This window comes from Cupriavidus sp. MPR-AND1C (assembly GCF_058809705.1).
Genome location: NZ_JBXASU010000065.1, coordinates 1 through 12,693 on the forward strand (window position 1 = coordinate 1; position 12,693 = coordinate 12,693).

10 protein-coding genes are annotated in these 12,693 nt (G+C 65.7%); 7 read left to right on the forward strand and 3 right to left on the reverse strand.

The features are described 5' to 3' along the window. Positions 1–286: 286 nt before the first annotated feature. The 5 genes from AC1RWI_RS27225 (at position 287) to AC1RWI_RS27245 (ending at position 7,166) form a co-directional block, all read left to right on the forward strand. On the forward strand, positions 287–823 hold the full coding sequence (locus AC1RWI_RS27225) for a hypothetical protein (RefSeq protein WP_043348050.1): 537 nt from the start codon (positions 287–289) through the stop codon (positions 821–823). Between the two features lie 129 nt (positions 824–952). Further along, positions 953–2,404 carry a bifunctional 2-methylcitrate dehydratase/aconitate hydratase gene (locus tag AC1RWI_RS27230; RefSeq protein ID WP_043348052.1) on the forward strand — a complete coding sequence of 484 codons (1,452 nt, stop codon included), beginning with the start codon at positions 953–955 and terminating at the stop codon, positions 2,402–2,404. A 301-nt stretch (positions 2,405–2,705) separates the two neighbouring features. Continuing rightward, entirely contained in the window at positions 2,706–5,411 is a 2,706-nt protein-coding gene (acnA, locus tag AC1RWI_RS27235; RefSeq protein WP_043348054.1) for an aconitate hydratase AcnA, read from the forward strand. Positions 5,412–5,684: 273 nt separating this feature from the next. Continuing rightward, positions 5,685–5,831, forward strand: coding sequence for a hypothetical protein (locus AC1RWI_RS27240; RefSeq protein ID WP_170301880.1), 147 nt, complete (start codon positions 5,685–5,687; stop codon positions 5,829–5,831). A 132-nt stretch (positions 5,832–5,963) separates the two neighbouring features. Then, a complete protein-coding gene (locus AC1RWI_RS27245) occupies positions 5,964–7,166 on the forward strand; it encodes a DUF2863 family protein (protein ID WP_043348057.1) in 1,203 nt (400 codons plus the stop codon). Between the two features lie 172 nt (positions 7,167–7,338). Here the strand turns inward: AC1RWI_RS27245 and trmB are convergent, their stop codons facing one another. Then, on the reverse strand, positions 7,339–8,013 hold the full coding sequence (trmB, locus tag AC1RWI_RS27250; protein ID WP_173430683.1) for a tRNA (guanine(46)-N(7))-methyltransferase TrmB: 675 nt from the start codon (positions 8,011–8,013) through the stop codon (positions 7,339–7,341). Between the two features lie 255 nt (positions 8,014–8,268). Here trmB and AC1RWI_RS27255 point away from each other — a divergent pair, with 255 nt between their 5' ends. Then, complete coding sequence (locus AC1RWI_RS27255) at positions 8,269–9,903, forward strand: ABC transporter substrate-binding protein (RefSeq protein WP_052494631.1); 1,635 nt, start codon at positions 8,269–8,271, stop codon at positions 9,901–9,903. A gap of 72 nt (positions 9,904–9,975) precedes the next feature. On the opposite strand, the gene AC1RWI_RS27260 is transcribed toward AC1RWI_RS27255, so the two are convergent. Together AC1RWI_RS27260 and AC1RWI_RS27265 are read right to left on the reverse strand one after the other, a co-directional pair. Continuing rightward, entirely contained in the window at positions 9,976–10,872 is an 897-nt protein-coding gene (locus AC1RWI_RS27260) for a class I SAM-dependent methyltransferase (protein ID WP_043348060.1), read from the reverse strand. 74 nt (positions 10,873–10,946) lie between these two features. Then, positions 10,947–11,702, reverse strand: coding sequence for a tetratricopeptide repeat protein (locus tag AC1RWI_RS27265; RefSeq protein ID WP_043348063.1), 756 nt, complete (start codon positions 11,700–11,702; stop codon positions 10,947–10,949). A 247-nt stretch (positions 11,703–11,949) separates the two neighbouring features. Between AC1RWI_RS27265 and AC1RWI_RS27270 the strand changes: the two genes are divergently transcribed. Then, positions 11,950–12,645: a P-loop NTPase family protein gene (locus tag AC1RWI_RS27270; RefSeq protein WP_492869856.1), complete on the forward strand. Its 696-nt coding sequence runs from the start codon at positions 11,950–11,952 to the stop codon at positions 12,643–12,645. The last annotated feature ends 48 nt before the right edge of the window (positions 12,646–12,693 follow it).

Here is a 12,693-nt window from a genome sequence, read left to right on the forward strand (position 1 = left end):
AGCAACGCATCGACAACAAGATCATCCGCCCCAGCGCCAACTACACGGGCCCGGAAAACCTGAAGTTCGTGCCGATCGGAAAACGGAAATAGGCTGGGCAGGCCGCAAACCGCCTTGCCATGTAGGGAAAGCGCCCTTGGCCGGCCTGGAGTTGCACCGAATTATGTAACGGATGGTAGGGGCACTACGCCCCGACTTTCAAATCGTAGAGAATAGCGGCGGATATGACTGCCGGCCTTGCCGGCAAGCCACCACTATTGACCCAACCCCAGAAGGAACCCACAGAATGAAGCATCTTGTCCTCGCCGCCTGCATCGGCGCCTTTACGCTGACCACCGCCGGCGTTGCGATGGCCCAGGAACCGGCCAAGAAGGCCGCTCCCGCCAAGAAGGCCCATGCGAAAAGCACCAAGAAGACCGCGGCCGCAGCGCCCGCAGTCGTCCCGAGTGGCGAAAAATGGCAGTGCGAACTGGGCCATGTCCTGTACATCGGCGGCAACATGCGGCGCGATGAAGTCATCACCGTGAACTGGGAGGGCAAGGAATACCGCCTGCCCCGCCTGTCCACCGTAACCGGCGCCGACCGCTACTTCGACGCCCGCTCCGGGCTGGACCTGGTCGTGATCCCGAGCAAGGCCATGCTGTTCAACAAGAACGCCGGCCAGCGCCTGGCCGACGAGTGCCAGACCGCGGACATGCAGGCTGGCGGCTCGGCCCCGACCCAGGCTGGCGCGCTGCGCGCTCCGGTAGCCACCCCGCTGCTGATCGCCCCGGCGGCACCGGCAGCCGATGCTTCCCAGGCACCGGCCGCCCCCAAGCAGTAAGCACCAACCTATAAGCAGTAAGCGCAGTAAGACCAGTAAGCGGTAATCAGTAGTAAGGGGCCGTAGCCTGGCATCGTCCGGCTACGGCGCCATGGGCACCAGGAAGCACAAATATCCGAGGGATATCCCATGTCCGCGCCTATTTCGAACGTCCGCCCCGAACCGGACCCGGTCATGGCCGACATCGTCGACTACGTCACCAGGTATCAGGTCAAGAGCGCGCTTGCCTACGACACGGCCCGCAACTGCCTGATCGACACGCTCGGCTGCGGCCTGGAAGCCCTGTCGTATCCGGCCTGCACCAAGCTGCTGGGCCCGATCGTGCCCGGCACGGTGGTCCCCAACGGCGCCAAGGTGCCCGGCACCCAATTCCAGCTCGACCCGATCCAGGCCGCCTTCAATATCGGCGCCATGATCCGCTGGCTCGATTTCAACGACACCTGGCTGGCCGCCGAATGGGGCCACCCGTCCGACAACCTCGGCGGCATCCTCGCCACCGCCGACTGGCTCTCGCGCAACAACGTGGCCGCCGGGCGCAAGCCGTTGACCATGAAGGACGTGCTCACCGGCATGATCAAGGCCCATGAGATCCAGGGCTGCATCGCGCTGGAAAACGCATTCAACAAGGTGGGCCTGGACCACGTGGTGCTGGTCAAGGTGGCTTCCACCGCCGTGGTTGCGCAGATGCTCGGCCTTGCCGTTGACGAAATCCTCAACGCGGTGTCCCTTGCCTGGGTCGACGGGCAAGCGCTGCGCACCTACCGCCACGCCCCCAATACCGGCAGCCGCAAGAGCTGGGCCGCCGGCGACGCCACCAGCCGCGCGGTGCGCCTGGCGCTGATCGCCCGGACCGGCGAGATGGGCTATCCCTCGGTGTTGAGCGCCAAGGGCTGGGGCTTCTACGACGTACTGTTCAAGGGCCAGCCCTTCAGGTTCCAGCGCCCGTATGGCACCTACGTGATGGAGAACGTGCTGTTCAAGATCGCCTTTCCGGCCGAATTCCACGCGCAGACCGCGGTGGAGGCCGCCATGACCCTGCACGGCCAGCTGTGCGCCGCAGGCAAGACGGCAGCGCAGATCAGGCAAGTCACCATCCGCACCCACGAGGCCTGCATCCGCATCATCGACAAGAAAGGCCCGCTGGCCAATCCCGCCGACCGCGACCACTGCATCCAGTACATGGTGGCGGTGCCGCTGCTGTTCGGCCGGCTGAGCGCCGAGGACTATGAAGACAAGATAGCGGCGGACCCGCGCATCGACGCCCTGCGCGACAAGATCGTGTGCGTGGAGGATCCGCGGTTCACCGCCGACTACCACGACCCGGACAAGCGCTCCATCGCCAATGCGCTGACCGTTACGCTGGACGACGGCACGGTGCTGCCCGAAGTCGTGGTGGACTACCCGCTCGGCCACAAGCGCCGGCGCGACGAGGGCATCCCGCTGCTGGTGGAGAAGTTCAAGACCAACCTGGCCCGCCGCTTTCCGGCCAGGCAGCAGCAAGCGATCCTGGCGGTGTCGCTGGATCAGGCGCGCCTGGAGGCCATGCCGGTCAATGAGTATGTCGACCTGTACGTGATCTGAGTGATCTGAGTGAACTGGGTGGCCTGAGCAAAAAACAGGGCCGATTCGCGTGCGCCAAAGCCAATGGGGCTGACGGCGGCTGACGCCTTGGCCTAAAATCCACGCGGCACGTACCTTGGTTTAGCGATTCAGCAGCAAAGCAGTCCTGCACGATCAATCAGCAAGAAAAGCAGTAGGCATGAACACGGCGCGCAACCCGCGCCGCGCGCCGCGCGGCAACCCTGCTTCTCCGGCAGCCGGCGGCGATAGACGATTTACGAGTCCAAGCAAGTCCGCACCATCCTTCGATTGGAGTAAGGCAATGCCCCACAATCTCAATAAGACTCTGAAAGAATTCAAGATCGGCCCGTCGAGCAAGGGCCAGTTCTACTCCCTGCCGCAACTGGGCAAGGCACTAGGCGTGGCAGTCGAGCGCCTGCCGGTATCGATTCGCGTCGTGCTGGAATCCGTGCTGCGCAATTGCGACGGCAAAAAGGTCACCGAGGAGCACGTCAGGCAGCTCGCCCACTGGAAGCCCGTCGCCGAGCGTGTCGACGAGATCCCCTTCGTGGTTGCGCGCGTGGTGCTGCAGGATTTCACCGGCGTGCCCTTGCTGGCCGACCTGGCCGCCATGCGCAACGTGGCCGAGAAGATGGGCAAGAACCCCAAGAAGATCGAGCCGCTGGTTCCCGTGGACCTGGTGGTCGACCACTCGGTGCAGATTGACCACTTCCGCGAAAAGAACGCGCTGGACCTGAACATGAAACTGGAGTTCCAGCGCAACAACGAGCGCTACCAGTTCATGAAATGGGGCATGCAGGCCTTCGATACCTTTGGCGTGGTGCAGCCGGGCTTCGGCATTGTGCACCAGGTGAACCTGGAGTACCTGGCCCGCGGCGTGCACAAGAAGGACGGCGTGTACTACCCCGACACCCTGGTCGGCACCGACAGCCACACCACCATGATCAACGGCATCGGCGTGGTGGGCTGGGGCGTGGGCGGCATCGAGGCGGAAGCCGGCATGCTGGGCCAGCCAGTCTATTTCCTGACGCCCGACGTGGTCGGCGTGGAGCTCAAGGGCCGCCTGCGCGAAGGCGTGACGGCAACCGACCTGGTGCTCACCATCACCGAAATGCTGCGCCGCGAGAAGGTCGTCGGCAAGTTCGTCGAGTTCTTCGGCGAAGGCACGGCCAGCCTGGCACTGCCGGACCGCGCCACCATCGGCAACATGGCACCGGAGTACGGCGCCACCATGGGCTTTTTCCCAGTCGACGAGAAAACCATCGACTACTTCAAGGGCACCGGCCGCACCGAAGAAGAAATTGCCGCCTTCGAGGGCTATTTCCGTGCCCAGAAGATGTTCGGCGTGCCCAAGGCCGGCGAAATCGACTACACCAATGTGGTCACGCTGGACCTGGGCACCGTGGCGCCCTCGCTGGCCGGCCCCAAGCGCCCGCAGGACCGTATCGAAATCGGCAACGTCAAGTCCACCTTTGCCTCGCTGTTCGCCAAGCCGACCGCCGAGAACGGCTTCAACAAGGACATCGCGGAACTCGACAAGACCTACACCACGGCCGACGGCGTGAACGTGAAGAGCGGCGACGTGCTGATCGCCGCCATCACGTCCTGCACCAACACCTCCAACCCGAGCGTGCTGCTGGCTGCCGGCCTGCTGGCCAAGAAGGCGGTGGAAGCCGGCCTCAAGGTGGCGCCGCATATCAAGACGTCGCTAGCCCCTGGCAGCCGCGTGGTGACGGAATACCTTCAAGCCGCCGGCCTGCTGCCGTACCTGGAAAAGCTGGGCTTCGGCGTGACCGCCTACGGCTGCACCACCTGCATCGGCAACGCCGGCGACCTGACGCCGGAACTGAACGAGGCCATCACCAGGAACGACCTGGTGGCCGCCGCCGTACTGTCGGGCAACCGCAACTTCGAAGCACGCATCCACCCGAACATCCGCGCCAACTTCCTGGCCTCGCCGCCGCTGGTGGTGGCCTACGCCATCGCCGGCAACGTTACGCGCGACCTGATGACCGAGCCGGTGGGCACGGGCAAGGGCGGCCGCGAGATCTACCTGGGCGACATCTGGCCGACCTCGGAAGAAATCCACGCGCTGATGAAGTACGCGATGGACTCGAAGGTGTTCAAGATCAACTACGAGCAGGTCAAGAAGCCGAGCAAGCTGTGGGCCAAGGTCAAGGGCACCAAGGGCCAGGTCTACGACTGGCCGAAGTCCACCTATATCGCCGAGCCGCCCTTCTTCGACGGCTTCGGCATGGAGCCGGCCGCCACGCAGTCGAGTGTGCGCAATGCGCGCGCGCTCGGCGTCTTCGGCGACTCGGTGACCACCGACCACATCTCGCCGGCCGGCTCCATCAAGGAATCGTCGCCCGCGGGCAAGTACCTGCTGGCCAACGGCGTGCTCAAGGCGGACTTCAACAGCTACGGCTCGCGCCGCGGCAACCATGAAGTCATGATGCGCGGCACCTTTGCCAATGTGCGCATCAAGAACCTGATGCTGCCCGTCAAGGCCGACGGCTCCCGCGTGGAAGGCGGCGTGACGCTGCATCAGCCTTCCGGCGAAGCGCTGTCGATCTACGACGCTGCCATGAAGTACATCGCCGAGGGCACGCCCACCGTGGTGTTCGGCGGCGAAGAGTACGGCACGGGCTCGTCGCGCGACTGGGCGGCCAAGGGCACCCAGTTGCTCGGCGTGAAGGCCGTGATCACGCGCAGCTTCGAGCGCATCCACCGCTCCAACCTGGTCGGCATGGGCGTGCTGCCCCTGCAGTTCAAGGGCAGCGACAGCGTGCAGACGCTCGGCATCGTCGGCGACGAGACCTTCGACATCGAAGGCATCGAAGGCGAACTGAAGCCACAGCAGGACGTGACGCTGGTGATCAAGCGCGCTAATGGCGACGTGCAGCGCGTGCCGCTGCTGCTGCGCATCGACACCCCGATCGAGGTCGACTACTACAACCACGGCGGCATCCTGCCGTTCGTGCTGCGTCAGTTGCTGGCTGCCTGAGCGCAATGCCCCTGGCCCTTCGGGGCCAAGGGGTGACGCCGCTGGCTCTGCGCCTCTTTCTGAGGCCATGGCCAGCGGCGTTTTTCTTTGGGGCGCCATCCGCGCCGGCCCTAAAGCGCATCAGCCGTCGCTTGCACCGGGCTTACCCCAAGTGTTGACCGGTGTAAGTTCCACGCAAGGCTGCCCTGCCAAACTGCCCGGCATCCACAAAGAAAACGCCTTGCGCGGGACAGCCCTGCCGGCCGACCCCGCCTGAAACGCACAGGAGACATCATGGCAAAGATTTTCATCGCATTCGTCGTCATTGCCGGCGCCGCACTGTATATGCTGTCAAAAGGCGGCGACATCTCGATGGGCGGCGAGCAGCACGGCGTGGAAACCCACGCGCCGGAGGCGGCGCAAGCGCCCGCGCAGAAGTAAAACCCGGTCGGTTCCGCCGCTGCGCGGCGCTGCCTGACGCAATGCAATACAGCCGCCCGGCCCCCTGGCGGCTTTTTTTGTCAACGCAGCGAGTAGAATACCGTTTTACCGAAAAACGGATGATTTCGACTTATGGCAGGTTTTCGCCCCAAGGCTTCCCAACGTCTTTCGCCTGACGCCGAGCGTCTGGTGGCCGATGCGCTTGCGCTCGATGCCTCGGGCAGCCGCATGGAGGATGGCTACTGGGAGCGGCGTCTTTCGCAACGCCTGGGCCGGCTCCTGAAGAACGGCAGCCAATCCGCGCTCGACGCGGCGCTCGAACACCTGTTCAAGCACAACGCCGACGCCTCCGACGTGCTCGCCGAGCAAGCCGAGACCCTGGCCGAATCGGCTACCGTCGAAATCGACGGCGTCACCTACGACGCCCTGCTGATCGCTGCGCCCATCCTGGCCCACACCCGCTACGCCATCCCGTCCGGCGCGCTCAAGCCCGAGCTGTCGCAGACGCTGGCTGTGCACATGCAGGCGCATGTGCTGGCGGCCAACACCAAGATGGCGCTGTCGCCCTACCTGTACAGCATCGACCAGCTGCCGCGCACGCACAGTGACACCTTTGCCCTGACCTACAAGCTGGTATCGGCCGCCATGGCCGGCACCACGCCCAAGGTCGACCTGCGCGACCTGCCGGAAACCGCGCCGATCCTGGCCGATCCGCGCTACCTGCTCGCCGTGGTGGTGGCGCCGCACGAGCAGGCCCTGTTCCGCTGGCAGGAAGACGCCAAGGAGCACCATGCCGAGCGCAGCGTCTGCCTGGAGCAATGGCGCACCCAGGTGCAGCCCTCGATCGCGCTGCTGATGCCCGGCTGTGAGTTCGACCTGCTGCTGCCCGACGCCTTCTTCCTGTCCTGCCGCGAATCCGACAAGAGCATCCGCCCGCTGACCGTGCGCGCCGCCGTCAACTACCTTTGCGGCACGCTGGATGTGCCGGCCGGCCAGATGGCGGCCGTGGTGGCGGCATTCGGCGAAGAGGAAGTCGAGGAATACCGCGTAGGCTTCACCATGCGCGGCGAGAAGGATGTGATCTACGGCATCGTCTGGCCGGTGTACGGCCGCGAGTCCGGCGAGATCGATGCCAGCGAGAAGGACAACCCGCTGGAGCAGATCTGCGAGGAACTGCGCAACGCCGGGGTGGAAGACATCTTCCGCCACGCCGCGCTGTTCGACCCCGAGTATTGCGAAGACTGCGGCACGCCGCTTTACGCCGACCGCTCGGGCGAGATCGTCCACGCCGAGTTGCCGGAAGACGCGCCCACGCAGCAGCCGCTGTTCCACTAAGAGGCTGTTTCAAAATGAAGCGAAGCGGTTCTGGCTAGGCGCGCGGCCGCAGACAGTACAAGTGGTACGGCAAGGCCGCGCAACGACGCCAGAATCTTTTTGAAATGGCCTCTAAACTGCGTCGCTTCGCCCTGAGTGACCAACGGCCCGCCTTGCGCGGGCCGTTTTTCCTTCAGCCGGCCGCCGCCGGGCTGACGCAGCGCCACAGCGCATGACCGGAGGCCGCGTACTTGCGCTCGAACGGCGTGATGGCCTCGGCCGGCTGCCACAGTTCGACCTGCGCAGGCCGGCCAACCAGCGCCAGGGCCTGGGCAAACTCGTCGATATAGACCTGCCAGTTGCTGCGGCATTCCAGATACCGGCCGCACGCAGCCAGCGCCGGGAACACCGCATGCCCCTGCCAGCGCCGCCCCAGGTGGCCGATCTTGGGCCAGGGGTTGGGATACAGCACGTAGTGGCGATCCACCGCGATGCGCTCCGACTGCAGCAGCCGCCAGACGTCGACCAGGTCCGCGCGCGCCCAGGCAAAATTGGCCGGCATCGGGCCGTCCCACCAGTCCTTGCCCCCGGTCAAGCGCTTTTCCGACTGATCCACGCCGATCACGAAATGCCCGGGGAACGCCGTGGCCAGGCGCAAAGTGCTCTCCCCCACGCCACAGCCAGCGTCCAGGATCAGCGGGGCCGCGCCGGCCTGCTGCCATTGCTGCAATGCAAGATCCAGCGCGCGCCGGCTTGGCTCGCCGATGGGCTTGCGAAAGGGCTCCGCCAGGTGGCGGGCAAGGCGCGCCTCGAGGTGGTCGTGGACATCGGCCTGTGCCGAGGTGATGGTGCGGGAGTTGGCAAACATGGGCGGGATTCTACCCGGCTGCCGAGCGCCGCGGGCACGCCAGGGCTTGCGGTTCTGGCAACGGGCGTGGACAAATGCCATCCACGGCTGCGAGCATAAGGATATGACGTCGATGTCGCACGCAGATGTCGTTTTGACGGCACAATGCGGGCAACCGGGGTGGACAAGCGGGCCGTCCAAGCATGTCCCGCCACCCCATCTGAGAACCCGCCGCCGCCCCATCCTGGCGGCGGCCCGTACGAGGAGCGCATCCCGATGACCGCCACACGCCGCACACGCCACACTTCCAGCCTCACCGCCATGATGCCGCGCCGCGCGCTGCTGCAAGCCGGTGCCGCGCTCGCGCTCAGCAGTGCCGCGCTGATGCTGTTGCCTGCCGGCGCGGCGCAGGCCGAAGACCTGCGCATCGGCTTGTCCGCCGATGTGACCTCGATGGACCCGCAGTGGAACAACTCCGGCCCCAACAACGCCATCGCGCTGCATATCTTCGAGTCGCTGGTGTTCCTCGACAAGAACGCCCGCTACATCCCCGGCCTGGCGCTGTCGTGGAAACCGGTCAACGCCATCACCTGGGAAATCAAGCTGCGCCCCAACGTGAAATGGCATGACGGCACGCCCTTTACCAGCGAAGACGTCAAGGCCTCGCTCGAGCGCCCCGACAAGCTCACCAACAGCCCGGGTTCCTTCACCAGCTACACCAAGCCGATCGCGCGCATCGACACGCCCGACCCGTTGACCGTTCGCCTGACCATGAGCGTGCCGAACTACGCCAACCTGGCCAACGACCTGAACAGCGTGCCGATCATGCCGAAGAAGGTAGCCGCCACGCTGAGCCAGGCGGATTTCGACTCCGGCAAGGCGATGATCGGCACCGGCCCGTTCAAGTTCGTGCGCTTCGCGCGCGGGCAGGAAATCGTCATGGCGAAGAACCCCGACTACTGGGGCCCGAAGACGGAATGGGATCGCGCGATCTTTCGCATCATCACGGACAACGGCGCGCGCAGCGCGGCACTGCTGTCCGGCGACGTCGACGTGATCGAAAGCGTCCCGTCCGCGGACGTGGCCAAGCTCAAGCAGAACCCCAAGTTCCGCATCGAGCAGCAGGTCTCGTGGCGCACCATCTTCTGGCAGATGGACCAGTCGCGCGACAACCCGCCCTACGTCACCGACAAGGCCGGCAAGCCGCTGGGCAAGAACCCCTTCAAGGACGCACGCGTGCGTGCCGCCATCAGCCACGCGCTGAACCGCGACGCCATCGTCAGCCGCATCATGGAAGGACTGGCCGTGCCGGCCTCGTCGATCGTCTCGCCGCAGATCTTCGGCCACCCCGGCACCAAGCCGGATGCCTATGACCCCGAAGGCGCCAAGAAGCTGCTGGCCGCGGCTGGCTATCCGGATGGCTTCGGCCTGACGCTGCATGCCACCAACAACCGCTACCTCAACGATGCCGCCGTGGCACAGGCCACCGCCAGCATGCTCACGCGCATCGGCATCCAGACCAAGGTGGAAACGCTACCGGTAGCCGCGTACTTCACCCGCGCGCGCCAGGGCGACTTTGCGTTCGAGATGCTGGGCTGGGGGTCGGCGGCGGCCGACGTGGCGCTGCGATCGATCACTGGCACGCCGAACCCCAAGACGGGATACGGCACGTGGAACTGGGGCAAATACAGCAATACCCAGCTCGACCAGCTGATCGAGAAATCGCTGACCACGGTGACCAGCGACAAGGCCCGCGAGGAGAACGCCCGCGCCGCAGCCAGGTTTGCTATGGCCGACCACGCCATCATCCCCTCGCACAGCCAGCTGGCGATGTGGGCCATGCGCAAGGACCTGAAGTACGAAGCGCGCACCGACGAATGGTCGCTGGCGCAGTTCTTCCACAAGCAGTAAGAGAGAGGCGGAGATGCAGAGAGGCGGCGTCGGGCACTGAACCCGGCGCCGCCAGCGACCTGGCGGCTTGGATCAGATCCGCAGGCCGTCTTCCTGGTTCGCGTTCGCCGCGCGCAAGCCCTTCACCCATTCCCGCGCCGGCAAGCCGGTCGTATCTTCCAGCACCTTCGCGCGAGTCTCCAGCACATCCCACGATACATCGATCGCCGGCCCATTGAAGGCAAGCGCAATGACATTGCCGTCGTGCACTTCGGGGAACACCAGCACGCGGTTATCGAACGCTTCGCAGATCCGCACGATGTTCTTCGGGAAGCTGTCGTGGTCGCCGAACAGGTTGATCGTCATCACGCCCGGCGCCTTGAGCACGCGGCGGCACGCCTTGTAGAACGCCGTGGTGTCAAGCACCGGCCCGCGCGCGGTGGCGTCATACAGATCCACCTGCAGCACATCCAGCGCGCCGGTGTGCGCGCCATCCATCACGTAGTCCCACGCATCCTGCTCCCGCACGGTAAGGCGCTCGTCGTCTTCACGCAGGCCGAACATGCTGCGGCCCGCAATGATCACGGCCGGGTTGAGCTCCACCGCCGTCACCCGCGCGCGGCTGAACTGGCGATGGCAGAACTTGGTGAGCGCTGCCGCGCCCAGGCCCAGCTGCGTCACGTGAAACTCCGGCGCCGAGGGCGACAGGAACAACAGCCATGCCATCATCTGCTGCGCGTACTCCAGCTCGATGGCATCGGGCTTGCGCAGGCGCATGGCGCCTTGCACCCATTCGGTGCCGAAATGCAGGTAGCGCACGCCGTCCATCTCGGAGAAGGTCACCGGCGCAAAGCGCGGAGTCATGCGCTTTTCCTCGCGCTGCGCAGCTTGCGCGCCGCGTGCGCCGCGTCCGTCCTCAGGGCTGCGCGCGCCGCGCGCGGGACGGCGCGAGGCCACGGCTTCAATCGATTTGCGTTTGAGAAGAGTCATGGTGGTCAGGAAGAATGCGTGTAAGCGTGCCGCCCACCGGGGTGGCACGCAAGTCAGTTCGGATCGATCCGGGATCAGGCCTTGCCGAGCGCGCCCTGGGCGCGCTGCAGCCACTCCCGGTTGTGCTCGCGGGCGTGGCGCGGCCAGTGCTTGCCGTCGTGCACGATCTCCGCGTACAGCGCCTGGGCGCGCTCCCGGTCGGCGGGTTCCCCGCGGGCCGTCAACCAGTCGGCAAACAGGCAGCGCGCGGCGGCATCGCTGGCGCAGCTCAGTGCCTGCTCGAATGCGGCCCGCGTGCCGGGCGCGTCCGACGCGGCCAGCGCGCGAGCGTACAGCAATGCAGGGTCCGCTTGCTGGCGCGCCTGGGGCTGGGAGGCAAACAAGCGCTCCAGCGCCGCTATGGCAGCGGCATGGCCACCGGTGGCGAACTGCGCGCGCGCCAGCCCCAGCAGCAGCGCCGGGTCGGTGGCGAACGGCCCGCTGGCGGCGGCCTCATAGTGTTCCAGCGCGGCCTTGGGCTCGCCCGCGTCGAGCAAGGCGGCGCCCAGGCGCATGCGGTGATCCACGGTGGGCGCGCGGTCGAACGCGTCGCGCGCCTCGCGCACCGCGCGGTTGGGGTCGACCAACTGGCCAATGGCGCGCTTGGCGGCCCGCGCACCCCGCGTCTGGCGCAGCCCGGGCAGGTAGATGGCGAAGAAATACACCACGCTGCCCAGGCCCGGGAAGGCGAACAGGATCAACAGCCAGTACATGTTCTGCTGAGTGCGCACTGCGTGCACGGCGAAGAACACGGCGATGATGACGTGAAAACCAATTCCTAGATACGGCATTGTCTATCTATCCTGCAAAGCGTTGGCCGGCGGGTTTCCCACCGGCATGCGTAGCCGTGATTGTGACAGATGCGGCCGGGGTGCCCGATGCGGCATGCTACTTGCTACTGTCACAAATGCCTTTTACGGTAAGGCTGTCTTGCGCTTACGTTCTGCGCTTGGCTTGCCGGCTCACCTGCCGGGCTTGCCTTGCCAAAACCCGAGACGCCCCTCCAACCTGGCCCTCCACGACAAAGGATCCGCAGATATGAGCTACATCCACTTCATCGGTGGTGAAAAAGGCGGCGTCGGCAAATCGCTCGTCGCGCGCCTGCTAGCCCAGCATTTTATCGACCGGAGCATGCCGTTCCTGGGCTTCGACACCGACAAGTCGCACGGCGCCCTGCTGCGCTTCTATGCCGACTTTGCCGCGCCCGCCGTGCTGGACAAGCACGATAGCCTGGACCCCATCATCGAGCACGCCGTGGAAGACCCGCAGCGGCGCATCCTGGTCGACCTCGCGGCCCAGACGCAGCACGCACTCGCAAAATGGATGGACGACGCCGACGTGCTGGCGCTGGCCGAAGCGCACGGCCTGACGCTCACCTGGTGGCACGTGATGGATGCGGGCCAAGACTCGGTCGACCTGCTGCGCCAGTGGCTTGACCAGTTTGGCGGCCGCATCAAGCTGGTGCTGGTCCTCAATGAAGTCCGCGGCGATCGCTTCGAGATCCTGGAAGCCTCGGGCGAACGCGCCCGCGCCGAAGCGCTGGGCGCCAGCGTGATGACGCTGCGCCACCTGCCCGATACGACTATGCAGAAGATCGACCAGCAAAGCACCAGCTTCTGGGCCGCGGTCAATCACCCGGATCGCGCCACCACCGGGCTCGGCATGCTGGAGCGCCAGCGCGTCAAGGTCTGGCTGAACCGGGCTTACGGGGAGATGGCTGCGCTGGCGTTGTGATGGGGCAGAACTGGCGGCCGGGGCGCCATCGCCGCCCCGGCCGCTGTT